Source organism: Campylobacter avium LMG 24591, from assembly GCF_002238335.1.
GTDB lineage: Bacteria > Campylobacterota > Campylobacteria > Campylobacterales > Campylobacteraceae > Campylobacter_D > Campylobacter_D avium.
The window spans coordinates 220,789-246,289 of the sequence record NZ_CP022347.1 but is presented as its reverse complement, the minus strand read 5'-3'; the positions used below and the strand labels follow the sequence as shown (position 1 = coordinate 246,289).

The window sequence follows — 25,501 nt, the reverse complement described above, 5'->3', positions numbered from 1 at the left end:
AATGATAAAAGTAGAACTAATAGAACACATTTTCAAAGCAGCTTGCATTAGCAGGTGGAACGATTATCCAAGAATGGCTAATCTAGTAGAGCTTGATAAACAAGCACACAAATTCATCATCGCCTATCTTTTAGCAAAACAAGAAGATGATGTTAATATGCAAGTGGTACTTGAGGGCGGAATTTTCGAGTTCTTAAGCAGGGTTGTGGTAACTGATATAAGGCCTGATGTGTATCACGAGATGATTAAACAAAAAAAAGATGAGATAAATGCCTGGGTCTTATCCAAGATAGAACCGATGGTGTGCGATGTAGATGAGGGCGGGTTTTTACAGAGATTTCAAGCTTATTTGCAAAAAAATGATTTTCAAAAAGAAAGATTGATACTTAAGGCGGCTTCGTATTTGGCTACAAAATGGGAATTTAACATAGTTTATCAAACTAGCAAATTCTTAAATGATATAGATGAAATCAAGGCCAAGGTAGATGAGGAGCTTGAGGATTATTATGAGTTGGTTGGAGTTAGAAAAATAGCCTTAAATCAAAAGCTAGCAAAGCTGATTGATTTAAGCGGGAGACTTCGTTTTCAAAAAAGATGGGCTCAAACCCCTAGAATTCCAGAAACAGCTGTTTTAGGACATATGCTTGTGGTGGCTATTTTGTCCTATTTTTACTCTCTTAAGGTTAAAGCTTGCGATAAAAGATTGCAAAGTAATTTTTACTGTGCTTTATTTCACGACTTACCAGAAAGCCTTACAAGAGACATTATAAGCCCTGTAAAATATGGCATAGGAGGCTTACACTCTTTAATTAGCGAATATGAAATGAAGCTAATAGAAAGTAAAATTTTGCCTTTAATTCCGGCCTCTTTCAAAGATGAATTTGCCTATCTTTTAGGTATTAGAAAAGATGAAAATGGCCTTTTGATAAAGGATGAGTTTGAAAACCGCACATTTAAGGATAAAAATATAAGGGTTTGCAGTGCCTCTTTGAAAGAATTTAACAGCGATGAGTATGCGGCCATAGATGGAAAAGCCTTAAAAAGTTGCGATAGATTAGCAGCCTTTATAGAAGCTGCTTTGTCCATACATCACGGCTTAAGCTCAAACGAACTAAAACAAGGCTTGAAAGACATTTATAATAAATTTTCAGAAAACCACAGCGTTGATGGGGTAAATTTTTTCTCTATGTGCGAAAAAATACTGCAGTATTTTAAAATCACTCTATAACCTAACCTTGCTTGCACAAATTTTTTGCAAGCACTTAGGCAGCAAACTGTAGAGTTTTGCTAAAAAGAATAGATAAAAAGGAAAGGCGTAAAATCTTTTTTCCTTTTCAATTGCTTTTGTTATCTTTTTTGCAGCCACATCAACATCTAGCATTATTTTGTTTATGTATTTATTATTTATATGCTTGGTTAGCTCTGTTTTTATAAAACCTGGACAAATCAAAGTTATTTTAATCTCTGGATACGCCATGCTTAGAGACTGTGCCAAGGATTTTAAATAATGCTTAGAAGCACTATAACTTGGGGCATTTGGCAAGCAAACAAAAGAGGCTATAGAAGCCATTAAGACTATGTGGCCTCGTTTGCCGCCTATAAGTTCTTGTTTTTGCATATATTCTATGGCGTGAAATATTATGTTTGCAACACCTAAGCAATTTACCTTGCTTACTTGAATTTGCTTTTTGGCACTATCGTCTAAGCCACTTGAAATTCCAGCATTTAATATCAGCAAATCAAGTCTTTGCTTAAAAATTCGCTCGCACCATTCATAAGACATTCTTTCATCGCCTACATCAAAACTGTAAAACTCTGCACTGCAAGCTAACTTTTCTAAATCTTGCTTGCTTTGTTTTAAGGCCTGTTCATCTCTTGCGCTTAAGAAAAAATGCCTATTTTGCGAGGCCAAATTTAAGGCCAAATGTTTTCCTAAGCCCTTGCTAGCACCTGTAATTGCTATATTATACTTTTTCATAGCATGCCTTTAAGATAAATTCTAAGAAAAAATCATTATTAAAGTAATTTTAAATTTTATTGTTATAAAATTAATGCTTCATTTTTTAAATTTTTAAAGGAAGGTTAATGGCAAATCACAAATCAGCTGAAAAAAGAGCTAGACAAACCATAAAAAGAACACAAAGAAATAGATTTTACAGAACAAGACTTAAAAATATAACCAAGGCTGTTAGAGATGCAGCGGCTAAAAATGACAAGGCTGCAGCTACTGAGGCACTAAAAATTGCAAACAAAAGCATTCATGCCATGGTAAGCAGAGGCTTTCTTAAAAAACAAAGTGCGTCAAGAAGGGTAAGCCGTTTAGCAATCTTAGTAAACAAAATAGCCTAAATTCTTAATGTTAGCTCAAAAACTAGAACCATTTTTAAAAAAGTACGAAGAGCTAGAACAGCAATTAAACAATCCCGAGCTTATCAACGATGTAGCAAAGATGACTGCTATATCAAAGGAGCAAAAGGCCTTAGAGGCTATAGTTTTAAAGGCTAGGGAGTATCTTAAGGTTCTAAGTGATATAGAGGATAATAAAAAACTACTTTCTGATAGCGAATTTGCAGAACTTGCAAAAGAAGAACTCAAAATTTTAGAAGAAGCAAAACCAAAACTTGAAACCGAGCTAAAGCTCCTACTGTTACCAAAAGATAAAAATGACGATAAAAACATCTTTTTAGAAATTCGTGCTGGAACAGGCGGGGACGAGGCCTCTTTATTTGCCGGTGATTTGCTAAGAGCTTATATGAAATACGCTGATTTAAAGGGTTATAAAACCGAGATTGTAAGCTCTAGCGAAGGAAGTGTTGGAGGCTTTAAAGAAGTTATAGTTTTAGTTAAGGGCGTTGGGGCTTATTCTAGATTTAAGTATGAAAGTGGAACTCACAGAGTGCAAAGAGTGCCGCAAACGGAGTCTCAAGGCAGGCTGCACACCTCAGCTATTACTGTTGCTGTTATGCCTGAGGTTGATGACATAGAAATCGATATAAATCCAAATGATTTAAAAATAGATGTTATGAGAAGCAGTGGGCACGGCGGCCAAAGCGTAAATACCACTGATTCTGCGGTACGTATAACTCACATACCAACCGGGCTTGTTGTTGTAAATCAGGACGGCAAATCTCAGCACAAAAACAAAGAAAGTGCTATGAAAGTGCTAAAAGCCAGGCTTTTTGAGATGAAAGAAAAAGAAAGGCTAGAAAAGGAAAGTAGCGATAGAAAATCCCAAGTTGGCAGTGGAGATAGAAGCGAGAGAATTAGAACTTACAATTTTCCACAAAACAGAATCAGTGATCACCGCATTAACTTAACCCTTTATAAACTTGATACGATAATGGAAAATGGCTTTTTTGACGAGCTTATAGAGGCCTTAATCACTCACTATCAAGCACAAGCCCTTGAGGAAGAAAAAGATTAATTTACTGTTGCTTTTAATCCTTAATAATGATATGATTTTAAAAACAAGAATTTTAAGGAGAAAAGGGCGATGAAAACCCTACTAACAATACTCATAGCTTTTATTTTTTTATCCTGCTCAAGTACTGAAAACAACGAAAACACGAGTTTAAATTTGCCTTTTGATGTGAAGAAAAATCAAGGCTTTTGGTATTATCTAGATGATGATTTTTCAAACAGATTATATCTTACCTTAGAAAAATTAGACGATATTAATTACAGCGTGAATGCTGTGTTTTTGGACGAAAACGAAGGTTATTATCTTGGAATTTTAGAAAGCAATAGCTCTAAATTTATCCTTAGCGATGTAAATTCAAATGATAACATAAAGGCAACTCTTAGCTTTGATGAGCAAGAAAAACCAAGGCTTGATGTTGTGCTTAAAGATGGAAATGAAAGCAAGAGTTTCAAACTAAGCAAGATAAAACTAAACACCTTGTTTTTTGCAAAGAGCATGTTGCAAGAAAATTTAAACATAGGCTTAAATTTCACCGTCAGTATGGTTGATGATGCCTTTTTGATACCTGAATTTATAGACTTAAACGAGAGTGTGCGTTCAAAGATTAACGGTATTATCGCATTTGGCGCTAAAAACCCACAAGAACTGCAAGAAAAATTAATCAAACTGCAAAAAGATAAATTAGCACAACAAAAGGACTTTTCTTTTTATGTAGAGCTTATAAATTCCTCAATGCCTTATTACATAGATGATGAGCTCATAAATTTTAAATTATTTACTTACGATTACGCAGGTCATGTTTTTGGCACAAACGCCCTGTATTCTAAGATTTTTTCCTTAAAAGATGGGGAAATGATTTCTAGCAAAACTAAGGATTTGTTTAAAAATGTAAATGATGAAAAACTGCTCGTGCTCGTAAATAGAAAGCTTGATAAAAAAATAGCCTCTTTGACTAAAAAAAGAGACCTAATACCGCTGCCAAACGAATTTTTCATACGAAAAGACGGCATTGAGCTTTTGTGGCAAGGCAAAGAGGTTGGCTTTGATATACCAGGTTATGTGGAAGTCTTAAATTTAAACTTTCATGAGATAAAAAAATTCGTAAAAGAGGACTCAAGACTTTCTTATCTTTTTAAGTGATTTAATGCAAAATCGTTTGCATTAAAATTTCGCTAAGCGCCTTACTTACGTCGCTTGATAAGGTTTTTATAAAGCTTTGATTATAGCTATTTTCTTCTTTAAACACAGCTTCATCAACCTTGCTTAGCTCTTTTAATTTTTCCTCAGCCCTTTTGATATTTGCCACCTCATCTATCAAGCCCACCTCAAGAGCTTCTTTTGAGACAAAAATTCTCGCATCAGCCCAAGTGCTCATATCCTTCATATCTAAGCTTCTTTGCTTAGCCACAAAATCCGCAAAAATCATATAAACCTTATCAATATGCGCTTGTATATAAGCTTGCTCGTCCTTGCTTAAGGGCTTAGTTATGTTTGAAATTTGCTTGTACTTTCCGGCACTTAAATTGCTAGCTTTTATGCCAAGCTTTTCAAGAGCCTTGCTTATATCGGCACTTGATACTAAAACACCTATTGAACCTATGGTTGATATGGGGTTTGCGATGATATAGCTAGAGCTTGAGGCTGCAAGATACGAACCGCTTGTCATATAATCTCTAGCATAAGCCACCACAGGCTTTTTCTTGCTTAAATCATCTATGGCTAAGGCTATTTCCATGCTAGCTGCTGCCGCGCCTCCGGGTGAGTTTATATCAAGCAAAACGCCCTTAATTAGCTCATTGTCCCTTGCAGCATAAATTTCATCCACAAGCTTTGTGCTATCAAGTATGGCACCGTTTATGTAAATTCTTTGCAAATTTGCAAAAGAAGTATCGCTGCTGGCAAAATTTGCAAGCAAAACAAAAAATACAAAAATAAAAAGCAAAACAAAGGTTTTAAAATAAGTATTTATGTATTTTATACAGGAATTTATAGCATTAAAAATAGCTTTTATCACAAACATTGTCTTCCTTTTATGTATAGTTTTTCAGCCTTTTTAGCATTTAGTATAAAATTTAAGGCTAAATCTTTTTCTTCGCATTCTTTTATCTTAAAAAGTGCAAAATCAGCCCCGTACCCCTTTTTTATCTGCCCTAAATTCATATCAATAGCCTTTGCAGCCTTGTTAGTAGACATTAAGATTAGCGTTTTGGCTAATTTTCTTAAGTCTAAATCCCTATGGCTTAGCAAATTTGCTCTTAACTCATCTAGCATAGATAAAGAGATATTTGAGCTAAGCCCGTCTGTGCCTATATGCACATTTATGCCCGAAGTTAAGGCTTTTTTTAATTTAAAGGTTTTTTTGCTTAATAATCTGTTTGAAAAAACGCAGTGCGTTATGGAGTGTAAATTCTTATCAAAAACAGAAAAATCATCCACAAAAACGCAGTGCGTAAAAAGCGTTCTTTGCCCTTTAAAAAGGCTTACAAAGCTTTCTTTGCTAAAATGTGGCTTTGGCTCTTTTGAAAGTTTGCTAAGCCAAGGTTTAAATTTAGAAGCCTTGCCCTCAAGCCAAAGTTTTTCGTGCTTACTTTCTAAAAAATGAGTGCTTACTAAGAGCTTATTTTTACTAGCAAAATCAAGTGCAAAGTTAGCTAAGCTCAAATTTAAAGAATAAGGCGAATGCAAAGAAAGTGCAGGTATAAAAAGCTCACTTTCACAGTCTTTGCTCTTATAAAATCTTTTTAAAAAATCCTCTTTTTTAGCCTCATTCGCCTCCTCATTCACGCCTAAAAGTTCATTAAAAAAGATAATCCTAGCAGAGCTTTTAACACATGCACTTAAATCAGAGCCAAAGCTTGAAATTTCACCTATTGTAGCTGTGCCACTTTCTTGCATAAGCTTGATATTTTGCAGTATTAATTCCTCTTTTGCCTTTTCACTTAAAGCCTCTCTTTTTTTCATAACAGAATTTAACCAAAGCAAGAAATCCCCATAACTTAAATCATAAGAATTCGCACTAAATTCTAAGTGAGTGTGCGGATTTATAAAGGCTGGTAAAAGTAAAGAGTTCTCGCCACTATCTATAAATTTAGCATTTGGGTATTTTTTTTGCATAGTCTTTACATCGCCATACTCAACAATGCTCTCATCAAAAACTACAGCATTATCTTTTAGTATGCTAAATTCATCATCGCATTTAAATATATATTTTGCAGATATTAAAAACATAAAAGCCTCTTTTAAAAAATTCTTTTTAATTATATTTAAAAATTCTTTCTTATCCTACTTAAATTTAAAAGTACTTATCATAAATTTAGTCTAAAAATGCTATAATCTAAAGCTTAATTTTTTAAAAAGGTGGTTTTTATGAAAATAATGGTAATTCAAGGACCTAACATAAACATGCTAGGACTTAGAGAAACGGCTATTTATGGACCTATGAAAATGGAAGAAATTCACGAGCAGATGAAGCTAGCCGCCTCTCAAAACAATGTTGAAATTGAATTTTTTCAAAGCAATTACGAAGGCGAGATAGTGGATAAGATACAAGAATGCTTAGGTGTTTTTGATGGAATTATCATAAACGCTGCTGCTTACACTCATACTTCAGTTGCTATTAGAGACGCCATTGCAAGTGTAAATTTACCGGCCATTGAGGTGCATATAAGCAATGTTTATAGACGCGAGGAATTTAGACAAAAAAGCCTTATTGCTCCTGTTTGTGCGGGAACTGTTACAGGTTTTGGTGCCTTTTCTTATCATTTAGCACTTATGGGCATAATACAAATTTGTGACCATATAAAGAAAATTCAATCCAAGGCTTAAGCATTTATGTTAAAAATTCAAGGTGCAAGAAAGATGCAAAAAAGTACATTTTTTCCGTTTTTTAGCTCTGCTTTAAACAGTGCAAAATACTTTGCTTTAATAGGCATAGGCAGCAATATAGACGGCGAAAAAAGACGTTTTGATACATTGTTTCGCACCTTGATGAACGATAAAAGGATAAAAATTTTAAATAGCTCATCTTTGCTTATAAACAAGGCTTTTGGCTATGAAAAACAAAAAGATTTTTACAATGCCGTGATTTTCGTGCAAACAATCTTGCACGCAAGGGCGCTTTTAAAAATACTGCTTTTTTATGAGTTTAAATTTAGACGAAAAAGAAGCTTTAAAAATGCTCCTAGAAGCCTTGATTTGGATATATTGTATTTTAGCAAAAAGGTTAAAAAAGATGAGAGGTTTTGTGTGCCTCATGTGGGTGTCAATGATAGAATTAGCGTTATCTTGCCACTTGGAGAGTTAGCAAAAGGAAAGTGTAGTGGGACAACTTATTCATACTTTTACTGTTGAAGATACAGACGAGATTATACCAAGAGTAAAACAAGATTACGGCGATGAGGCTATGATTGTAACTCATAAGCAAATTAAGGCCAAGACCCTAACGCAAAAGCCTTTATATGAAGTCGTTGTTGCTGTTGAGGAAAAGGACTACGAGGAGCATTTGCAAAAAACAGGCAAAACTCCTCCTGCTAAAAAGATAGTGCCCGAAGTTAAAAAAGAAGATGATGTGATACTTGATTTTTCCAAAGCGGCACAAGATGTTAAGAAAAAAGCTTATGAAAACATAAACCAAAGCCCAAAAACTAAGTTAGACAACTTCAAAAAAAGGCTTTCTGAGGTTAGCTCAGAGATTAATAAGGTAGCAAATTTAGATGAGATAAGCACGAATTCTATAAATTATGAGAAAAAAATTCAAAGTTTTGAAAAGCAGATAAACAAGCTCAGCGAAAAAGTAAGTTTAATCGTAGATATGATGTGGCAGGATAAAACCGAGCTTAAAAACAACATCATCATACCTCCTGAATTTGCAAGCATTTACAAGCAAGCAAAAGAAAGCGGCATGAAAGAGGAGCATTTAGAAGCTATCATGAAGGCCACTGTTGAGAATATGCCTGCTTCGATGAAAACAAACGCAGAGGCTGTTTCTAGGTATTTTTACTCCTTGCTTAGAAATATGCTTCCGTGCAGAGCTGAAACTGAGATAAAAAAGCAAAAAATTATGATGTTAGTGGGGCCAACGGGCGTTGGAAAAACCACAACCCTTGCTAAACTAGCATTTCGCTATGCTTACGGGGACAAGAGGTATAAAACCGGCATTATCACGCTTGATACTTATAGAATAGGAGCGGTTGAACAGCTCTTTCAGTATGCTAAGATGATGAAACTGCCTATCATAGACAGCATAGAACCGAAGGATTTGGATGAGGCTATAAAAAGTCTTAATTACTGCGAGGTTATCTTGGTTGATACCATAGGAAATTCGCAGTATGATCAAAGCAAGCTAGCTAAAACTAAGGAGTTTTTATCGCACTCAAATTCTGATATAGATGTGAATTTGGTGATTTCGGCTAATACGAAATTTGAGGATTTGAAAGAAATTTATGATAATTTTTCATCTTATCTAGACATAGATACGCTAATCATCACAAAATTTGACGAAACAAAGGTCTTTGGTAACATTTTTTCACTGATTTATGAAACTAATGTTCCTATAAGCTTTTTTTCTGTAGGACAAGAAGTTCCTGATGATATAGAACTTGCCACTAGTGATTTTTTAGTAAAATGCGTTTTAGAGGGCTTTAAAAGGAAAGAATAATGCAAAATCAAGCTACAAGATTAAACAAACTTATGCAGGGCAGTAAGCAAAAGGCCAAGGGCACTCATTTTGTAGCCATAACAAGCGGCAAAGGAGGAGTTGGAAAAAGCACTGTTAGTGCAAATTTGGCCAATCTTTTATCGAAAAATGGCTATAAAACCGCTCTTTTTGACGCTGATATAGGACTTGCAAATTTAGATGTTATACTGAATGTTAGAGTAAATAAAAACTTGCTTCATGTTTTAAAAGGAGAATGCTCTTTAGATGAAATCATCATAGAGGTAAAGCCGAATTTATGGCTTATACCGGGCGAGAGCGGGGATGAAATTTTAAAATACAATGATAAAAATATCTATGAGAGATTTTTAAATCAAGCTAGTGTTTTAGACGGCTTAGATTTTTTAATAATCGATACAGGTGCTGGCATAGGGGGCAATACTCAGCACTTTTTAGAAATGGCTGATGAGGTTATAGTAGTTACTGTGCCTGATCCTGCAGCAATTACTGATGCATACGCAACCATAAAAACAACATCAAAAACCAAAGAAAACATCCTTATGCTTTTAAATTCTGTAAAAAGCGATGGAGAAGCGTTAAGGGTTTTTGAAAACATTAAAAAGGTAGCTGATGTAAATATCAAAAACAATCTAGACCTAGAATTTATAGGACATCTAAGCCTTAGCAAAGATATAAGCTCAAGCATCAAAAAAAGGACACTTTTTTCTGATGAAAATTCAAAGTCAAGTGATGAGCTTAGAGCTATAGTATCCAAGCTTTTGTATAGGTTGGAACAAAAAGTGCTTGATGATGTTTCAAGCAGAAGTTTTTCTAATTTCTTTAGGAGAATTATAGAAAGATTTTAGATTGAAGGATATATGATGAGACCAATGCCAGAAAATTTTGTAGCCTTTTTCTTAGTGTGCGGCTTTTTCATAGGCTTAGCCTTTAGCATAGTAAGCATAGAGGATGCTTTTGATATTGTATTTTTTACCTTGCTTATAACCTTTTTATTTTACATACTCATACATGTTAGCATTATGTTTTTTGTTGATGTTAATAAAATAAGCGGCAGAATTTTCAACAAAGCAAGTTACGAAAATTCAAGTAACGATATCATAAACAGCCTTTCCATTAAGGAAAGAAAGATGGAGCATCTTTTGCAAAAACTCGAAGAAGAAAGGGAAGAGTTAAAGAAAAACGATGCTAAGGAAAGACAAAGAAATGCTAAAAAGCGCCCAGCCGCCTAATGTCTACGCACAGGCTATTAAAAAAGAACAAGATGAACTTGTAATAGCTTATATGCCAGCCCTTAGGGCTATGGCTTTTAGACTAAAAGAAAGGTTGCCCTCAAGCATAGATGTAAATGACCTCATAAGCATTGGCGTTGAGGAGATGATAAAGCTATCAAGAAAATACGATAAGGAACAAAACGATAGCTTTTGGGGCTATGTCAAAAAACGCGTAAATGGGGCTATGCTTGATTATTTGCGTAGTCTTGATGTCTTAAGTAGAAATAATAGAAAGATTGTAAAAGAGCTGGATTTACTCATAGATGAGTACTACCAAGAGCATGAGTGCGAGCCTGATGACGAGTATTTGGCCAAGGCTTTAAATTTAGACATAGACAAGATTAAAGAAGCACGCATAGCACTTGAGATAAGCTATGTCCTGCCATTAGAGGAGCAGATTAACTGCTACTGCGAGGACTCTACGCTAGATAGGATAGAAAGAGAAAGCCTCTTAGAAAAGGTAAGCGAGGTTTTATCTCAGTTAAAAGAAAGGGAGCAGCTCATCGTGCAGCTGTATTACTACGAGGAATTAAGCTTAAAAGAGATAAGCGAAATTTTAGACATAAGCGAATCTAGAATTTCTCAAATTCACAAAAAATTGCTTAAAAAACTTAGAGAAAGGCTAACAAGTGGCTGAAATATTATCACAAGAAGAAATAGACGCCCTTTTAGAAGTTGTCGATGAAAATGACTCCGGCATAGGAGCGCGAAATAAAGATGAAAAAGATGAAAGAAATATAGTCGTTTATGATTTTAAACGACCAAACAGGGTTTCTAAAGAGCAGCTTCGTTCTATCAAAGGTATACACGATAAATTAGCTAGAAATTTAGCCTCTCAAATTTCATCTATAATGAGAAGTATAGTTGAAATAAAACTTCACTCAGTAGACCAAATGACTTATGGCGAATTTTTAATGTCTTTGCCAAGCCCTACTAGCTTTAACGTCTTTTCCATAAAGCCACTTGATGGAAACTGCGTTTTAGAGATAAATCCAAGCATAGCCTTTCCTATGATAGATAGATTACTAGGAGGACAAGGCGATAGCTATGAGACCTTAAGAGAATTAACAGATATAGAACTAAATTTGTTAGATAGTATCTTGCGTATAATCATGCAAAGGCTAAAAGAGAGCTGGGCTAATGTTACTGAAATTTATCCAAGCGTTGAAGCTAAAGAATCAAGCCCTAATGTTGTGCAAATCGTTGCGCAAAATGAAATCGTAATAATGGTTGTTATGGAAATCATCATAGGCAATTCAAGCGGCATGGTAAATATCTGCTATCCTGTTGTGCATTTAGAATCTGTTTTAAGCCGCTTGGCAAATAGAGATATTATGATGGGTGAAACCTCAGCCAAAAAGTCAAGAAATAAAGAGTTAAAAACCTTGATAGGCCGTGCTGAAATCGTATATGAAGCGATTTTAGGAAAAACTTCTGTTTCGGTAGATGAGTTTTTAGAGCTTAAACAAGGAGATATATTAAAGCTTGATAGGCAAGCAGACGATAAGGCTGTAATCTCCATAGACAAAAAGGAAGTTTTCTTAGCCCAAATTGGACTACATAGATTTAGAAAATCCATCAAAATCGTGGAACTAATAAGAACTGATAAAGATGAGATTAAAGAAATTCTTGAAAAATACGAAGAGGAAAGAAGGGCTAAGGCTAATGTTTACACAGACGAAGCAATTGAGGAAGAAGAGGAAGAAATCACATGATAAATGATTTTTTAAAAATTTTTACAAATGAAGCTACCAGCACACTTGAGGGCTTATCTGGAAAGTCCGTAGAATTTGGAGAATATCAAGAATTTGATGTTAGCGAACAAGACACGATGAAGCCTCCTCTTGTGAGTGCGATTTTTAATGTTGGTTCTAATGGAAAATTTGGGCTTTTAGCCTCATCTGTGCTAATGAGTGCCATTGGCGAATGGATGATGGGCGAGGAAAATATTTCTAGAAACGACCAGTTAAATTCAGATGAAATGGACGCTGCAAAAGAAGCTATACTAAACATCATCTCAGCATTTTCAACAACCCTGGGAGCGCAAAAAGAAATTCCAAAAATGGAATTTAAGCTAGAAAAATGCGATTTCATAGCTGATAATTTAGACCTTAAAGGCTTTGTGAAGCTGTATTTTTTTGATGTGAAAATTTCTGATTTAAGCGAAAACATAGCCGTTGTGCTAGATCAAAGCCTATACAGTATCTTGTCAAGCTCTGATGATGGCTTTATGAGTGCTGATTTATTGGATGAGGATGTAGAACAAAAGGTAAGCGCTGGAAATTTAAGAAATATGAATTTAATCATGGATGTGCGTTTGCCTATAAGGGTTCGCATAGGAAATAAAAAAATGCTTTTAAAGGATGTGCTAACTATGGACATAGGCTCTGTGGTTGAGCTTAATCAGCTCGCAAATGACCCGCTAGAAATTTTGGTTGGGGATAAAAGAATAGCTTATGGCGAGGTTGTCATAGTTGATGGTAACTTTGGAATTCAAATCACAGAAATAGGCACTAAAAAAGAAAGGCTGGAGCAGCTTCGCTAAAGCCTTTTTAAGCCCTAATAAAAGCCAAATTTATACGCTTATTACAAAATCAAAATTTAAAAAATTAAATAAGATAAATTAAGCCTCTTTTTATACAAAGTTCTATAGAATTATAAGCTTTAAGTGGTGCCAACTAAGGATAAATATGAAAGATATGAGTCAGGATTTAAAGAAATTTAATGAAATTGATGAAAGCAAACTCAAAAATCCTATAACTTTTTTCGGTTCAGCAAGGCTAAAAGAAAGTAGCAAGTATTATAAAATGGCTAAAGATTTAGCCTTTCGTTGCATTGAATCAGGCTTTACTGTTGTAAGTGGAGGCGGAGGAGGCATAATGCGGGCTGCCAATGAGGGTGCCTTTTGTGCCAAAAAATCAGACAAACAAAATGTCTCTGTTGGTTTTAACATATATCTGCCTTTGGAGCAAAGACTAAATGACTTTGTTGATTACAACATGCTTTTTGATACTTTGGCCATAAGAAAAATGGCTTTGATAGATAAAAGCGTGGCTTTTGTGGTTTTCCCCGGAGGCTTTGGAACCTTAGATGAGTTTTGCGAAATTCTTACTCTTAAGCAACTTGGCTTTAAAAAAGTGCCTATTTTTGTTGTTGGAAGTGACTTTTGGTATAAATTTAAAGATTTCATAGATGATTCTTTGCTATCCTTAGAAGTGATTTCAAAAGGCGATGAAAAGCTGTTTGAAATAAGCGATGATTTAGAAGAAATTATAAACAAACTAAAAGGCATAGTATGAAAGTTTTAGTAGCACTGAGCGGCGGAGTAGATAGCACTATCACAGCTTATACATTATTACAACAAGGCTATGAGGTCGAGGGTTGCTACATGAAGCTTCACGGCAAGCCTAACTACCACGAAACAAATATACAAAAAGTTGAAAAAGTGGCTAAATTTCTAAACATAAAACACCATATATTAGACTTGCAAAAGGAATTTAATGAAAGAGTTTATATGCCTTTTGTGAATATATACAAAGAGGGCAAAACTCCTAATCCCTGTGCCTTTTGCAACCGCTTCATTAAATTTGGCGAACTGCTTAACTTTGCCAAGTCTTTATCTTGTGATAAATTAGCTACCGGGCATTACGCTAGGATAGAAGATGGTCGCATAAAAAAGGCTTATGATGAGACAAAAGACCAAAGCTATTTTCTAGCAAATATAAGCAAAGAAGCCCTAAATTACCTTATGTTTCCGCTAGGAACTAAAAGAAAAGAAGATGTGAAAAAAATGGCGGCTTCCATAGAGGAACTAAAATCTTTCGCAAGCCAAAAAGAAAGTGCTGAAATTTGCTTTGTGGAGGATACTTACATAGGCGTTTTAAAAAATTTCATGAAAACAGACTTAAAGGGCGATGTGCTTGATAGCAAGGGAAATTTAATAGGCTCGCACAAGGGCTATATGCACTATACTATAGGTAAAAGAAGGGGCTTTGAGCTTAAAAAATCCCATGAGCCACACTATGTTTTAGGCATAAATGCTGCAAAAAATCAAATTATAGTAGGTTCAAAAGAAGAACTAAAAGTAGATGAATTTGAATTAAAAAGCATAAATTCCTTTGTTGATGAAAAAGAAATAGACTGCGAGGTAAGGATAAGATACAGAGGCAAGGCCTGTGCTTGCACGCTTTATATAAACGATGATAACACAGCCCTAGTAAAGCTAAAAGAAAGCGTTTATGCACTTGCTAGCGGTCAAATGGCGGTGTTTTATGACGGCGACACGGTCTTAGCAAGTGGTTTTATAGACTAAAACAAATCTTTTATAGCTATATCCCAAGTTAACATGTTAAGCCTTTGCATTAAGCCACAAATTATCGCACAGCAAAGGCCTGCTAAGGCTCCTGCTAAGATATCATCGAGCATAACGCCTAAGCCACCCTTTACATTCTCATCAACCCGCCTTATGATTGAAGGCTTTGTGATATCAAAAACTCTAAACAAAATAAAAGATAAGATGAAAGAAAAAACAGTCGAACCATATATGCTAAGCGCTAGGAAAACCCCTGCAACCTCGTCTATTACGATATGCTTATCATCGTGAATTTCGCTTTCTTTTTCATAGGCATTTATGTGCGGAATAGCCGCTACAAAGATTAAAATGCAAAGCAAAAATAAGGTTTGAACCCCAAAATACTTAAGTACAAAAAACGCAGGTATTAAGGCTGCGACTGTGCCAACTGTGCCCGGTGCTATACTGACCGTGCCTGTGTAAAAAAATGTTAGGAATGCTTTTCTCATGTTTAAACCGTATGTGTGATTTGGTAAAGTTTTAAAAGCTGATGATAAAAATCATCATCCTTTTTTTGCTCTAAAATTCCATTGTTAGCAAAGAGATTATTATAAATTTTTTGCATGTTTTTAAATCTATTTGGAAAAAATTTAGAAAGAATGATACTTGAAATTTCAGCTCTCATAAATAAGGTAGGCGGGATTATGCCAAGCTTTAAAAGCTGTCTTAAGGACGAATCATTAAATTTAATATGATGATGAGAGCCGTGAGGGCAAGATTTAGTGGTTACTATACTCTTGCACTCTTCGCAAAATACAAGCTCTGGCAGCACAACTACATTCATATCGCAATGTTTTATAAAATCATCCAAAACAGTTTTAGCCCTGTTATTATCAAAAAACATTCCAAGCCCTGTATGCTTTTGCCCTACTATTAGTTTATTGCAACCCAAGGACTTGGCAATAATCGCCTCTAGCAAAGGATTTAAATGAGAATGAAAGATATTTATATCCTTTAAAGGAAAGATAAAAATTCTATCCGCAGGCAGGTAATTTTTTATCAAGGCATTTAGGCAGTTCATCTTAAGTTCAAAGTCAAGGCCGTCTTTATCAAAGGATTCGATTAAAAAAAGCACAAGCAAATCAGCCTTATCAATAGCCCATCTAAAAATTCGCTCATGCCCTTTGTGCAAGGGGTCTAGGCTTGTGATGATGGCTGTTATGTTTTGAGCGTTCAATTCTTTTCGTCTTTGATTAAAACTATCTTTGATTTTTTTTATGCTTGAGTTAAAAAGCTCTAATTCCCCGCCTATGCAGGTATCTCCTAGTTCTTGTATATCACAAGAATTTGGGGTGAAAATGTCCACTATGCTTTTGTTGTTTTTAAATTTATCCTTGATAGAAATCGAACCTACAAGCTTATCCTCGCAAATCAAATTCAAAGTATCGCCGATTTTAGAGGCTTTGATAGTGCTTTCATTTTCAACAGAATAAAATGTAAATGGGTAGGGAAACTGACTTGAGGCATTATTTTTAAACAATTCATCTCTTTCTTTTTTGCCCATCAAATGCGTGCAAGTACCTAGCATGCCTTCTTTTATGAGGCACATTGTCTCAAATTCGCTCTTGCTTATATTTATGCTTTTATTTTTTCTTTGTAAGTCCATACTTTTTCCTCTTTTCCCATAAGGATTTTCTAGAAATTCCAAGTTGCTTAGAAAGGTCTGTATCTGGGAAGATATTTTGATAAGTGTTGATGATGTATTTTACATACTCATCTATGGTTAAAATTTCGTTATTATCTAGCGATTTTTCATTATCGCTTAAATCTATCGTTTTTATACTGCTGTCTTTGTAAGTGTTTGTGTGTATGATGACAGGTTTTTTTTCTAGTTCTTTTAATAACAAATCCTGCTCTTCTTGCTTAAGACTTTGGAAATTTATCAAACACACAAAGTCAAGCGAATCTAGCAAGGATTTAATTTGCTCTAAATTTAATCCTTGCACAAGGTCTATGTATGAAAAATTGTAATCATTCCTATCTGCATACTTAAACACGAAGGCATCGGCGTTGATTTGCTTATGCGTTTTTAAAATAAGTGGCAATCTTATCTTTTTAAAGTCAAAATCAGCCAACTTAGCCTTTTTTATGTGTGTATTTATGTAATTTTTATAAGTATTATTTAGCAAATCAAGCTTTTTATATCTTTGATAATGCTCTATCTTTCTTATCAAATCCTCTATCATAAAAGGTTTTTGCACATAATCAAGCGCTCCGGAATTTAAAGGATTTACGACAGTATCCACACTTACATAAGATGTTAGCAGTATGACCGTGCTATTTTTAAAAGAAGAAAGTATCTTGTCGAAATTCTCAATGCTAGTAGAAAGCAAGATAACATCATAATGAAGCCTCGTATCAATACCCGATAAGTCATTTGCTATAAAACAAGAATAATCCATAGCATTAAGCTTGTTGCTTATACTTTGCGCTAAATAAATTTCATTTTCTACAATTAAAACTTTCATATCTTGGTCCAATCAAAATATTTTAAATTCACAGAACTAAGCACAGCGATACCTTCCTTTCTACCCACAAAGCCCAAGCCCTCAGTAGTACTTGCCTTTATACTAATCCTAAATGGCTCTACATTTAAGTACTTGGCTATGTTTTTAGATATATCATCTTTAAATTTAAACAACTTTGGCTCTTGCGCTAGAACTGTCACATCAGCATTTACAAGCTCAAAGCCATATTCTTGCACTAATTTATAAGCGCTTGATAAAAGCTGCATGGAATCAGCGTCTTTGTAAGCTTTATCAGTGTCTGGAAAGTGCTTTCCTATATCGCCTAAATTTGCTGCACCAAGCAAGGCATCGCTTAAAGAATGCGCTAAAACATCGCCATCAGAATGTGCTTTCAAGCCGGTGTGATAAGGAATTTTTACCCCGCCTAAAACCAAATCCCTTTTTTCTCCAAATTCATGCACGTCAAACCCGCTGCCGCTAAAAAATTCAAGCGATGGTGGCGGCAAATCAAGCACTTTTAAATCTTGCTTATAAGTAAGTTTTCTAGCCTTTTCATCGCCCTTAATAAAGTCTATTTTAGCGCCTACATGAGCCATGGCCGAACTATCATCTGTGAATTCCTTATCAGAGCTTAAAGCCTTTTTCAAAAGGCTAGTTTTTGATAATTGAGGAGTTTGTATAAGCTTTATATCCTCTCTTTTTAGCTGCTTATCTCCATATAAGCTAGTATCACACACGCTTATATAAGGGCTTACACACTCACAGCTTTTTATCTTATCTATGAGCCTTAAAACCGTATCTTTATCTACCAAAACCCTGGCCGCATCACTAACCATAACATACTCACTTTCAACTAATTCCAAAGCCTTTAAAAGTGATTTTGAGCGAGTTTTTCCGCCTTGAGTAAAAACGAAAGAATTTGAAAATTTTTTCATATAGTCTACGTTACTAGAAGTAACAATAACCTTTTTAAAATCATAAAAAGAACTTAATCTTTTACTAACATAAAGCCACAGTGGTTCGTCTTTAAACCTTAGAAATTGCTTTTTTACCGGCAGCTCAAACCTGGAAGAATCGCCAGCTGCTAGTATTATCAAGCTTACATCAAGCACCTTTGCTCCTTGGTAACATTTTCGTGCTGTAATTATATATATAAAAAGCTAAATTTTATATTTTTGTTAGTAAAATTGCTATTTTTATGAAAGGCAAGAAAGATGTATGATATACAAGATATTAAAAATTTGCTCAAAGATGTCATTTACCCGGGCTTTAAAAAAGATATTGTGAGTTTTGATTTTGTAAAGGATATAATTGTAAGTGGCGATACCGTGGATATAAGGCTTGAAATTCCATCCTCAAACCCACAAATAGCACAGGAGCTAAAAAACAGTATAGAAGATAAACTAAAAGATATTAAAAATCTAAATATACAAATTCAAACCCCAAAACTAGAAGCAAACAAAGCTGGAGGGCAAGGCAGCTCAAGAAATTTACTTCCTCAGGTAAAAAAATTCATAATGGTTTCAAGCGGCAAAGGAGGCGTTGGCAAGAGCACGACAGCTGTGAATTTGGCTATTTCTTTTGCAAAAATGGGCAAAAAAGTTGGTTTGCTTGATGCTGATATTTACGGACCTAACATAGCAAGAATGCTAGGCGAGCTAAATACCAAACCAGAGGTTGTGGGAACTAAGCTAAAACCGGTGCTAAGTCACGGCGTGTATATAATGAGCATGGCTTTGTTGATAGACGAAGCACAGGGACTTATGTGGCGTGGTGCTATGGTGATGAAGGCTGTGGAGCAACTTTTAAGCGATGTGCTTTGGCCAGAGCTTGATATTTTAATCCTTGATATGCCTCCAGGAACGGGCGATGCACAGATTACCTCTGCTCAGTGCATTCCAATCAATGCTGGCGTCTGCGTTAGCACCCCTCAAGTAGTAGCGATAGATGATAGCAAAAGAGCTCTTGATATGTTTACCAAGCTACACATACCAATAGCTGGCATCATAGAAAATATGAGCGGTTTTTTATGCCCTGATAATGGCAAAGAGTATGAAATTTTTGGCAAAGGAAATGCTGCTTTAATGGCTAAGGAATATAAGTGCGAACTTTTAGCTCAAATTCCAATAGAACTATCAATCCGCGAAGGAAGCGATTTAGGCAAACCTGTTAGCTTTTATGTGCCGCAAAGTGAGGGTTCAAAAAGGTATTTAAAGGCTTGTGAGAAAATTTTAGACTTTTTAGACAAGCAAGATGAGGTAAGCAACGCTGAAATTCAGCCTGTTACAAACTCAAAAAGTTCTTGTTCAAACTAAATTTAAGGAGATGATATGCTAATAAATTCAAAAGATGATTTTGCAAATTTTATAAAAGAAGTAGAAGCAAAACCAGGCTACAAAAGACCCAAAGCCTTTGGTATAGCAAGGCTTGATAAGTCTTTGCTAGATGAGAGCAAGAGTTTGCAAGCTTGCTTTGCGACGATAAATTATGAGGAAAATTTTGGCTCTTTTGCTGTTTTATTTGAAGCGTTTTCGCAAAGAAAACTTGCTTTAAATACCCAAGATAGCGAACTTGTAGTGAATTTACAAGAAGAGGATATAGACTTTGCTTTAGCTTGCTTTAAGCCTTTTTTAAACGAAAAAGGCCACAAAAACATAGATGTTTTAAAAGCTGTGAAAAAACACTACAAAAAAGACAGCTTCGCGTTTGTTGCTATCTTTGATGATGAAAAACCTAAAAGCCTTGAGTGTGTTTATCTAAAACTTTACTTGCTATCTAGCAAAAAAGTAGCACTAAGAAGTATAAATTTAGATGGAGCCTTTGGGATACTGCCAAATGTAGCTTGGAGTGGTGATAAACCTATTGATTTAGAGTATTTAAGAGAAAATGAAGCTGAGCTAAAAATGAGCGGAAAATACCCAAAAATTGACTTTGTAGATAAATTCCCTAGATTTTTATCCCACATAATACCTGAGGATAATACTAGAATTTTAGAAAGCTCTAAGGTTAGAATGGGTGCACAGCTGGCTGCAGGAACTACCATAATGCCGGGTGCTGCTTATGTGAATTTTAACTCAGGCACAACAGGAGCTTGCATGGTGGAAGGCAGGGTAAGCTCTAGCGTTGTTGTGGGCGAAGGAACTGACATAGGAGGCGGGGCTTCTATACTTGGTGTTTTAAGCGGAACTAGTGGAAATGCCATAAGCATAGGCAAGGCTTGTTTGCTAGGAGCAAATTCAGTAACGGGCATTCCTTTGGGCGATAACTGCATTGTAGATGCTGGCATAGCTGTGCTTGAGGGAACCAAATTTTTTATCAATGACAAAGAAGAGATAGAAAAACTAAATGAGGGCTTTAAATTTAGCAAAGATATTTATAAAGGCATAGAACTAGCCGGCCTTAACGCACTTCATTTCAGGATGAATTCACAAAGCGGACAAATGAGCGTTAGTTTGAACAAAAAGGCTGTGAAGTTAAATCAATCTTTGCATTAATTATGCAAAATTTATAAGTTTATTTGATAAAATTAACGAAGTTTATTTTATAATTTCTTGAGATTTTTAGTAAAGGATATAGCCTTGAGTTATGATATGGATATAAACGAACTTTTAGTAGAAAGTGTTGATAAGCTACCTGCCTTGCCTCAAACAGTGCAAGAGTTGCAATCTTACGTAGCTAAGGCTGGAAGTGATGTAAGAGTCGATACGGTTGCACAGATTATTTCTGCCGACCCGCTTGTAACGGCTAGACTTTTACAGCTTGCGAATTCTCCTTTTTATAGTTTTAAATCCAACATAACCACCTTGCAGCAAGTCGTTTCCTTGCTTGGGATTACAAATGTGAAAAATATCATAATGGCTGATTCTATAGAACAAAATTTCAAGGTTGATGTATCTCCTTACGGCCTAGATACTGATGAGTTTTTGAAAAAAAGAAACGAAGAATCAACCTTTATCTCATCTTGGCTTTCACAAGAGGATAAGAACTTATCTTATATGCTAGTTCCTTGCGCCATGCTTTTAAGGCTTGGAATGATGGTTTTTTCAAATTTTTTGATACAAAATAAAAAAGATAAAGAATTTCTAGCTGCCCTGAAAAAAAGTAATTTTGAAAACTGCTCTGCTGTTGAGGAGGATTTTTTAGGAGTTGACCACCTATCTTTCCTAGGCTTTTTGTTTCATAAGTGGAATTTCGATGAGGATTTGATAGAAACTGTATGTTTTATAAACAATCCAAATTCCGCTGAAGGAAAGGTTTTAAAAAGTGCTTATGCTCTAGCTATCGTAAATCGCATCTTCGCACCGCACAACGGAGGCTCGGCTTTCATGGTGAGTTCAGCACTTTCTCTTATAAAGGAAGCAAAACAAAAGGGTGTGAATTTTGATATGGATAATTTCATATCAAAATTACCTGCCTTTGCCAAAGTAAATTTACCTAAGTAAGGCTCAGTAGCTGGATAATATCATCTTGCCTCCAAATGCCTTTTTGGATAATTATGTCCTAAATGCACAGTTTCATAAAATCGCAGGCATTTCAAAAAATGCTTATAAATTTTGGAAAAATGTAAGCACGGCTCGCTACCAAGGAACCAGAGTTATTTTTTTACACAAAAACTGCATACTAAAAAAACACGAAGAAGCATTAAAACTTTGCGATGATTTAAGCGGCTTTACGCTAGCTTCTGCATTTTGCTCTTTTACAACCCTTTCACCTTCACACTTGGTAGAAAAAAATAATTCTCAAATTTACAAGCTGCTTGACATCAAAGAAATTTACGGAGTGAAATTTGTGAATTTAAAGGCTTTTTACGATTTTTTAGGGCTTGCTTATTATCATCATATATACATAGAAAAATGTCATTTTTTTAGCCCAACACCGCTTGAAAAGAGGATTAAAATAACCTCTAGTCTTTGTGTTGGGTATTATTAAGCAGCCTGTTAAAGCCTATATAGATAGAAGTAGCCAAAACAGTACAAACAAAGATAACGCAAGCTAAAACCAAAGGAGTGTTTGCATCAATAGCCCCTACTATAAAAGCTATAGTTCCAGCAAGTGTAAACTGCATAGCACCAAGCACCGCAGAGGCCGCACCTGAATTTTCCTTAAAATACGACATGGCAAGACTTGTAGCATTTGGCATAATAAAGCCTAGCATGGAAATGGTAAAGAAAATCGAAAGCTCAAAAATTATAAAAGAATCCTTAGTAAAAGCACTCATAATCATCAAAAAAGCAAAGAAAGTCATAGTCAAAAAGGCTCTTTTTATGATAGCTTGTGGAGAGTATTTTTTAAGCAAGAAAGTGTTTAAATTCGCAAAGATTGCAAAACCAAGTGCATTTACGGCAAAAACTATAGAGTATTGCAACTCACTTAAACCAAAAAATTTGATAAAAACAAAGGCTGAGCCTGTTATGTATGAAAATATAGTAGCCATAGCCAAGGAAGCTGATATTATATAAACTAAAAATGCTTTGTTTGAAAGAACTATTTTGTAAGATTTTATGGTTTGTGAAAATGAAAATTTAGCCTTTTCATTAACCGCTACACTTTCTTTTAAGAAAAATATCACCAAAAAAAGCAATAAAAAACCCACCAAAAAAAGTGTTACAAAAATGCTTTGCCAAGAAAAAAACTCAAGCAAAATTCCGCCAAACACAGGCGAAAGCATAGGAGCAAGTGATGATACAACCATCATCAAGGCAAAAACGCTAATGGCTTCTTTTAGCTCAAACAAATCATTCACAATAGCCCTAGCTATAACAACCCCAGCACAGCCTCCCAAGGCCTCTACAAAGCGAAGCAAGATAAAAAGCCTTATGTCATCTACTAAAATACAAGCTATGCTAGCACTGATAAACAATATCATGCCTATTATCACGGGCTTTTTTCGTCCAAAAACATCGCTTAGCGGTCCGTAAATCAGCTGCCCTAAAGCAAAACCAACAAAAAAGCTAGCGAGTGAAAGCTGAGTTAGATAAGTATTTGTAGCAAAGCTTCTCTCCACAGTTTCAAGTGCTGGCAAATACATATCGGTTGAAATTGGTGCTATGCTAGACATCAAAGCTAGTATAAAGACTAATTTAAATTTTTCAAAACCTTTTATCTTAGTTTTTTCTTGCATGTTTTTCCTTGTGAAATAAAAAATTATTTTACCTTTTTTTAAAGGCAATTTTTGTAAATTTGTTTAATTTTTTTAGGAGAATGTATGATACCTTTTAGCGATGAGGAACTTGTAGAGCCTGTAAAAAATACCTTAGCCAAGCAACTTCATATCTTGGAAAGAGACGGCGGAGGGCTTGAATTTCTGGGTGTAAAACAAGGTGTGGTTTATGTGCGTTTAACCGGTGCTTGCAAATCCTGCGTAGCTAGCGAAACTACCCTAAAACACAGCCTTCAAAGACAGCTAAGAATAGACATACATCCTGATCTTAGTATCGTGAATTTAAGCGGCGGAAAAGATGAGTTTGAAAGATTATAAGAAGCTTGGCATACAGCATTTTTACCAAAGAGATTACAAAACTGCTAAAATCTTTTTTTCCCTAGCTTACGAAAAAAGAAAAAACAAAAAACTACTTCATTTTATAAGCCTTTGCGATTTTGCCTTAAAATCCCCTGATGAAGCCATAGTTATTTTTGATTTTTATATGCTTAATTACAAATACGAGCACATATACGAGGATTTAGAATACATCCTAAGCATGAGCGAGTCAAGACAGCTTGTAGAAAAAAAGCTAAAAGATGATGAGAATTCGGCCTTAAGTTATAGTGATTTTTTGCGTGGGGTTGAGGAGATTGGCTTTAAAAAAAGCTTTGAAAACATCATATTTTCCACAAAATTAGTGATAAATAATAAAAATGATTTTTTAGACTTTTTAGAAAAGCTTTTAGAAAATGGCTATGAGGAGTTTATTTTGGATTATTTAGAATACATCAGTCACTATTTTTTGGGCGATGTGAGATTTGAAAATTTTACTAAAAGATTAAGATTAAAAGATGATTATAAAATACAAAGATAGCTTTATAAGCGACAATAGCAAAGAACTTGTGCCGAATTCTTACTTTTTGCAAAGCAAGCAAAATCAAAGCTTTGTTGCTGAGGCCAAAAGCAAAGGTGCTAAGGTAATTACTGTTGCTGAGTGCAAAAAAATGCTAGGCATTGATGAGAGCATTAAAATCATAGGCGTAAGCGGAACAAACGGCAAAACAACAGTATCAAGTGCAATTTATGACATTTTGCTAAATTTAGGCTACAAATGCCTTTTGTGCGGGACTAGAGGGGTATTTTTAAACAAAGAAATTTTAGCTGAAAAATCCCTAACCACTCCGCCTATACTAGCCTTGCTTTCTTATCTAAGCGAGGCTAAGAAGGCAAACTGTGATTTTTTCATTATGGAAGTAAGCTCGCACGCCATAGCGCAAGATAGGATAGAAGGCCTAAACTTTGCTGCTAAGGTTTTTACAAATTTAAGTCAAGATCATTTGGATTTTCACAAAAGCCTTGCCGAGTATAAAAGGGTGAAAGAAAGTTTTTTTGAGGATGAAAGCTTAAAAATCATGAATGCTGATGAGAATTTTGCTTACAACCCCGTAAATTCCATTACTTATGGATTTAAAGATAGCTCGGATTATAAAATTTTATCTTATGATTTAGACGAGGGCATTAAGGCAAAGATAGAATATAAAAAAGAAATTTTTGATGTAAATTCTAGCTTGCCGGGCTTGTTTAATCTTTACAATATCCTAGCGGCAAGCGCCCTTGTAAAAGAGCTTTTAGACCTTGATTTTGCTAAGGTGCTTGAAACAGTTAGAGCCTTTAAGGGGGTTAGCGGCAGAATGGAGCTTGTGGCAGATAAAGTCATAGTTGATTTTGCCCACACTCCAGATGGCATTAACAAGGTCTTAAGTGCCTTAAAGGATAAAAATTTAATAGTTCTTTTTGGAGCAGGCGGAAATAGAGATAAGAGCAAGAGGCCTCTAATGGCCAAGGAAGCAAAGAAATTTGCCTCAAAACTCATAATAACAAGCGATAATCCAAGAGATGAGGAGCCACAAGATATCATCAATGACATATTAAGCGGGATAGAAGTAGATGAGAATGTTTTTGTTGAAGTGGATAGAAAAAAAGCCATACAAAAGGCTTTAGAACTAAAGCAAAAGGACGATTTTGTGCTTATACTTGGCAAGGGCGATGAAAATTACCAAGAAATCAAGTCTCAAAAACACAGCTTCAGCGATAAAGAGGTTGTTTTAGAGTTTTTGACTAAGTTATCTTAAAATGATAAGATAAAGTTTTAATAATACAAATTTTAGGAAAGA

The 25,501-nt window shown here is 35.1% G+C and carries 28 protein-coding genes and 1 pseudogene; 21 read left to right on the top strand and 8 right to left on the bottom strand.

Translation table 11 applies throughout. The annotated features are described in order from the left end of the window. Position 1: 1 nt before the first annotated feature. A complete protein-coding gene (locus CAV_RS01295) occupies positions 2-1,228 on the top strand; it encodes an HD domain-containing protein (RefSeq protein ID WP_094324718.1) in 1,227 nt (408 codons plus the stop codon). On the opposite strand, the gene CAV_RS01290 is transcribed toward CAV_RS01295, so the two are convergent. Beyond that, complete coding sequence (locus tag CAV_RS01290) at positions 1,223-1,978, bottom strand: SDR family NAD(P)-dependent oxidoreductase (RefSeq protein ID WP_094324717.1); 756 nt, start codon at positions 1,976-1,978, stop codon at positions 1,223-1,225. The two genes, CAV_RS01295 and CAV_RS01290, sit on opposite strands and share 6 nt — an antisense overlap. A 107-nt stretch (positions 1,979-2,085) precedes the next feature. Here CAV_RS01290 and rpsT point away from each other — a divergent pair, with 107 nt between their 5' ends. The 3 genes from rpsT to CAV_RS01275 all read left to right on the top strand — a co-directional run bounded on the left by rpsT (position 2,086) and on the right by CAV_RS01275 (position 4,561). Further along, the gene (gene rpsT, locus CAV_RS01285) at positions 2,086-2,349 is read left to right on the top strand and encodes a 30S ribosomal protein S20 (protein WP_094324716.1); all 264 of its coding nucleotides are present in this window, start codon (positions 2,086-2,088) and stop codon (positions 2,347-2,349) included. 7 nt (positions 2,350-2,356) lie between these two features. Further along, on the top strand, positions 2,357-3,424 hold the full coding sequence (gene prfA / locus CAV_RS01280) for a peptide chain release factor 1 (protein ID WP_094324715.1): 1,068 nt from the start codon (positions 2,357-2,359) through the stop codon (positions 3,422-3,424). Positions 3,425-3,493: 69 nt separating this feature from the next. Continuing rightward, entirely contained in the window at positions 3,494-4,561 is a 1,068-nt protein-coding gene (locus CAV_RS01275; protein WP_094324714.1) for a hypothetical protein, read from the top strand. Position 4,562: 1 nt separating this feature from the next. Here the strand turns inward: CAV_RS01275 and sppA are convergent, their stop codons facing one another. Together sppA and mqnF are read right to left on the bottom strand one after the other, a co-directional pair. Continuing rightward, positions 4,563-5,441, bottom strand: a complete 879-nt coding sequence (sppA, locus tag CAV_RS01270) for a signal peptide peptidase SppA (RefSeq protein ID WP_094324713.1) — start codon at positions 5,439-5,441, stop codon at positions 4,563-4,565. Then, positions 5,432-6,649, bottom strand: a complete 1,218-nt coding sequence (gene mqnF, locus CAV_RS01265; RefSeq protein ID WP_094324712.1) for an aminofutalosine deaminase family hydrolase — start codon at positions 6,647-6,649, stop codon at positions 5,432-5,434. Before mqnF ends, sppA begins: the two co-directional genes overlap by 10 nt. Before the next feature lie 138 nt (positions 6,650-6,787). Between mqnF and aroQ the strand changes: the two genes are divergently transcribed. The 10 genes and pseudogenes from aroQ to mnmA all read left to right on the top strand — a co-directional run bounded on the left by aroQ (position 6,788) and on the right by mnmA (position 14,678). After that, positions 6,788-7,246, top strand: a complete 459-nt coding sequence (gene aroQ, locus CAV_RS01260) for a type II 3-dehydroquinate dehydratase (protein ID WP_094324711.1) — start codon at positions 6,788-6,790, stop codon at positions 7,244-7,246. 6 nt (positions 7,247-7,252) lie between these two features. Then, complete coding sequence (gene folK, locus CAV_RS01255; RefSeq protein WP_094324710.1) at positions 7,253-7,771, top strand: 2-amino-4-hydroxy-6-hydroxymethyldihydropteridine diphosphokinase; 519 nt, start codon at positions 7,253-7,255, stop codon at positions 7,769-7,771. Beyond that, a pseudogene (gene flhF / locus CAV_RS01250) lies at positions 7,740-9,123 on the top strand (flagellar biosynthesis GTPase FlhF). Before folK ends, flhF begins: the two are co-directional and overlap by 32 nt. Further along, positions 9,077-9,940 (top strand): flagella biosynthesis ATPase FlhG, encoded by an 864-nt coding sequence (flhG, locus tag CAV_RS01245; protein WP_094324708.1) that lies wholly within the window; start codon positions 9,077-9,079, stop codon positions 9,938-9,940. Before flhF ends, flhG begins: the two are co-directional and overlap by 47 nt. Before the next feature lie 24 nt (positions 9,941-9,964). Continuing rightward, positions 9,965-10,324, top strand: coding sequence for a hypothetical protein (locus CAV_RS01240; protein ID WP_390088835.1), 360 nt, complete (start codon positions 9,965-9,967; stop codon positions 10,322-10,324). After that, on the top strand, positions 10,299-11,003 hold the full coding sequence (locus CAV_RS01235; protein WP_094324706.1) for an RNA polymerase sigma factor FliA: 705 nt from the start codon (positions 10,299-10,301) through the stop codon (positions 11,001-11,003). The genes CAV_RS01240 and CAV_RS01235 overlap by 26 nt, the downstream gene beginning before the upstream one ends. After that, positions 10,996-12,081: a flagellar motor switch protein FliM gene (gene fliM, locus CAV_RS01230; RefSeq protein WP_094324705.1), complete on the top strand. Its 1,086-nt coding sequence runs from the start codon at positions 10,996-10,998 to the stop codon at positions 12,079-12,081. The genes CAV_RS01235 and fliM overlap by 8 nt, the downstream gene beginning before the upstream one ends. Further along, complete coding sequence (gene fliY / locus CAV_RS01225; RefSeq protein ID WP_094324704.1) at positions 12,078-12,911, top strand: flagellar motor switch protein FliY; 834 nt, start codon at positions 12,078-12,080, stop codon at positions 12,909-12,911. Before fliM ends, fliY begins: the two co-directional genes overlap by 4 nt. Before the next feature lie 139 nt (positions 12,912-13,050). Then, entirely contained in the window at positions 13,051-13,665 is a 615-nt protein-coding gene (locus CAV_RS01220) for an LOG family protein (RefSeq protein WP_186821778.1), read from the top strand. Then, on the top strand, positions 13,662-14,678 hold the full coding sequence (gene mnmA, locus CAV_RS01215) for a tRNA 2-thiouridine(34) synthase MnmA (RefSeq protein WP_094324702.1): 1,017 nt from the start codon (positions 13,662-13,664) through the stop codon (positions 14,676-14,678). The genes CAV_RS01220 and mnmA overlap by 4 nt, the downstream gene beginning before the upstream one ends. Here the strand turns inward: mnmA and CAV_RS01210 are convergent. The 4 genes from CAV_RS01210 to CAV_RS01195 are packed head-to-tail and all read right to left on the bottom strand — an operon-like array spanning position 14,675 to position 18,297. Continuing rightward, entirely contained in the window at positions 14,675-15,166 is a 492-nt protein-coding gene (locus CAV_RS01210) for a phosphatidylglycerophosphatase A family protein (RefSeq protein WP_094324701.1), read from the bottom strand. The genes mnmA and CAV_RS01210 overlap by 4 nt on opposite strands. A gap of 2 nt (positions 15,167-15,168) precedes the next feature. Beyond that, on the bottom strand, positions 15,169-16,323 hold the full coding sequence (locus CAV_RS01205; protein WP_094752794.1) for a sulfate adenylyltransferase: 1,155 nt from the start codon (positions 16,321-16,323) through the stop codon (positions 15,169-15,171). Continuing rightward, positions 16,301-17,185: a DNA-binding transcriptional response regulator gene (locus CAV_RS01200; RefSeq protein ID WP_094324699.1), complete on the bottom strand. Its 885-nt coding sequence runs from the start codon at positions 17,183-17,185 to the stop codon at positions 16,301-16,303. The genes CAV_RS01205 and CAV_RS01200 overlap by 23 nt, the downstream gene beginning before the upstream one ends. Further along, positions 17,182-18,297 carry a bifunctional 2-C-methyl-D-erythritol 4-phosphate cytidylyltransferase/2-C-methyl-D-erythritol 2,4-cyclodiphosphate synthase gene (locus CAV_RS01195; protein ID WP_094324698.1) on the bottom strand — a complete coding sequence of 372 codons (1,116 nt, stop codon included), beginning with the start codon at positions 18,295-18,297 and terminating at the stop codon, positions 17,182-17,184. The genes CAV_RS01200 and CAV_RS01195 overlap by 4 nt, the downstream gene beginning before the upstream one ends. Before the next feature lie 102 nt (positions 18,298-18,399). On the opposite strand from CAV_RS01195, the gene CAV_RS01190 reads away from it, so the two are divergent. From CAV_RS01190 to cheQ, 4 genes are all read left to right on the top strand, one after another. After that, the gene (locus tag CAV_RS01190; protein ID WP_094324697.1) at positions 18,400-19,500 is read left to right on the top strand and encodes an Mrp/NBP35 family ATP-binding protein; all 1,101 of its coding nucleotides are present in this window, start codon (positions 18,400-18,402) and stop codon (positions 19,498-19,500) included. Positions 19,501-19,515: 15 nt separating this feature from the next. After that, positions 19,516-20,679, top strand: a complete 1,164-nt coding sequence (locus CAV_RS01185) for a tetrahydrodipicolinate N-succinyltransferase N-terminal domain-containing protein (RefSeq protein WP_094324696.1) — start codon at positions 19,516-19,518, stop codon at positions 20,677-20,679. Positions 20,680-20,775: 96 nt separating this feature from the next. Continuing rightward, positions 20,776-21,627, top strand: a complete 852-nt coding sequence (gene cheP, locus CAV_RS01180; protein ID WP_094325514.1) for a cheVAW transcriptional regulator CheP — start codon at positions 20,776-20,778, stop codon at positions 21,625-21,627. Positions 21,628-21,637: 10 nt separating this feature from the next. Then, positions 21,638-22,114, top strand: a complete 477-nt coding sequence (cheQ, locus tag CAV_RS01175) for a cheVAW transcriptional regulator CheQ (RefSeq protein ID WP_094324695.1) — start codon at positions 21,638-21,640, stop codon at positions 22,112-22,114. Here the strand turns inward: cheQ and CAV_RS01170 are convergent. Continuing rightward, a complete protein-coding gene (locus CAV_RS01170) occupies positions 22,089-23,306 on the bottom strand; it encodes a multidrug effflux MFS transporter (protein WP_094324694.1) in 1,218 nt (405 codons plus the stop codon). The genes cheQ and CAV_RS01170 overlap by 26 nt on opposite strands. A gap of 84 nt (positions 23,307-23,390) precedes the next feature. Here CAV_RS01170 and CAV_RS01165 point away from each other — a divergent pair, with 84 nt between their 5' ends. From CAV_RS01165 to CAV_RS01155, 3 genes are read left to right on the top strand one after another with little or no spacing between them, the layout of a single operon-like run. Further along, positions 23,391-23,663 carry a NifU family protein gene (locus tag CAV_RS01165; RefSeq protein WP_094324693.1) on the top strand — a complete coding sequence of 91 codons (273 nt, stop codon included), beginning with the start codon at positions 23,391-23,393 and terminating at the stop codon, positions 23,661-23,663. Next, on the top strand, positions 23,650-24,201 hold the full coding sequence (locus CAV_RS01160; protein ID WP_094324692.1) for a histidine kinase: 552 nt from the start codon (positions 23,650-23,652) through the stop codon (positions 24,199-24,201). Before CAV_RS01165 ends, CAV_RS01160 begins: the two co-directional genes overlap by 14 nt. Continuing rightward, positions 24,179-25,459: a UDP-N-acetylmuramoyl-L-alanyl-D-glutamate--2,6-diaminopimelate ligase gene (locus CAV_RS01155; RefSeq protein WP_094324691.1), complete on the top strand. Its 1,281-nt coding sequence runs from the start codon at positions 24,179-24,181 to the stop codon at positions 25,457-25,459. Before CAV_RS01160 ends, CAV_RS01155 begins: the two co-directional genes overlap by 23 nt. Positions 25,460-25,501: the final 42 nt, after the last annotated feature.

Coding starts and splice junctions, on each gene's coding strand:
- CAV_RS01295 (WP_094324718.1), top strand. CDS start 2: ATGATAAAAGTAGAACTAATAGAACACATTTTCAAAGCAGCTTGCATT.
- CAV_RS01290 (WP_094324717.1), bottom strand. CDS start 1,978: ATGAAAAAGTATAATATAGCAATTACAGGTGCTAGCAAGGGCTTAGGA.
- rpsT (WP_094324716.1), top strand. CDS start 2,086: ATGGCAAATCACAAATCAGCTGAAAAAAGAGCTAGACAAACCATAAAA.
- prfA (WP_094324715.1), top strand. CDS start 2,357: ATGTTAGCTCAAAAACTAGAACCATTTTTAAAAAAGTACGAAGAGCTA.
- CAV_RS01275 (WP_094324714.1), top strand. CDS start 3,494: ATGAAAACCCTACTAACAATACTCATAGCTTTTATTTTTTTATCCTGC.
- sppA (WP_094324713.1), bottom strand. CDS start 5,441: ATGTTTGTGATAAAAGCTATTTTTAATGCTATAAATTCCTGTATAAAA.
- mqnF (WP_094324712.1), bottom strand. CDS start 6,649: ATGTTTTTAATATCTGCAAAATATATATTTAAATGCGATGATGAATTT.
- aroQ (WP_094324711.1), top strand. CDS start 6,788: ATGAAAATAATGGTAATTCAAGGACCTAACATAAACATGCTAGGACTT.
- folK (WP_094324710.1), top strand. CDS start 7,253: ATGTTAAAAATTCAAGGTGCAAGAAAGATGCAAAAAAGTACATTTTTT.
- flhG (WP_094324708.1), top strand. CDS start 9,077: ATGCAAAATCAAGCTACAAGATTAAACAAACTTATGCAGGGCAGTAAG.
- CAV_RS01240 (WP_390088835.1), top strand. CDS start 9,965: ATGCCAGAAAATTTTGTAGCCTTTTTCTTAGTGTGCGGCTTTTTCATA.
- CAV_RS01235 (WP_094324706.1), top strand. CDS start 10,299: ATGCTAAAAAGCGCCCAGCCGCCTAATGTCTACGCACAGGCTATTAAA.
- fliY (WP_094324704.1), top strand. CDS start 12,078: ATGATAAATGATTTTTTAAAAATTTTTACAAATGAAGCTACCAGCACA.
- mnmA (WP_094324702.1), top strand. CDS start 13,662: ATGAAAGTTTTAGTAGCACTGAGCGGCGGAGTAGATAGCACTATCACA.
- CAV_RS01210 (WP_094324701.1), bottom strand. CDS start 15,166: ATGAGAAAAGCATTCCTAACATTTTTTTACACAGGCACGGTCAGTATA.
- CAV_RS01205 (WP_094752794.1), bottom strand. CDS start 16,323: ATGGACTTACAAAGAAAAAATAAAAGCATAAATATAAGCAAGAGCGAA.
- CAV_RS01200 (WP_094324699.1), bottom strand. CDS start 17,185: ATGAAAGTTTTAATTGTAGAAAATGAAATTTATTTAGCGCAAAGTATA.
- CAV_RS01190 (WP_094324697.1), top strand. CDS start 18,400: ATGTATGATATACAAGATATTAAAAATTTGCTCAAAGATGTCATTTAC.
- CAV_RS01185 (WP_094324696.1), top strand. CDS start 19,516: ATGCTAATAAATTCAAAAGATGATTTTGCAAATTTTATAAAAGAAGTA.
- cheP (WP_094325514.1), top strand. CDS start 20,776: ATGGATATAAACGAACTTTTAGTAGAAAGTGTTGATAAGCTACCTGCC.
- CAV_RS01170 (WP_094324694.1), bottom strand. CDS start 23,306: ATGCAAGAAAAAACTAAGATAAAAGGTTTTGAAAAATTTAAATTAGTC.
- CAV_RS01165 (WP_094324693.1), top strand. CDS start 23,391: ATGATACCTTTTAGCGATGAGGAACTTGTAGAGCCTGTAAAAAATACC.
- CAV_RS01155 (WP_094324691.1), top strand. CDS start 24,179: ATGATTATAAAATACAAAGATAGCTTTATAAGCGACAATAGCAAAGAA.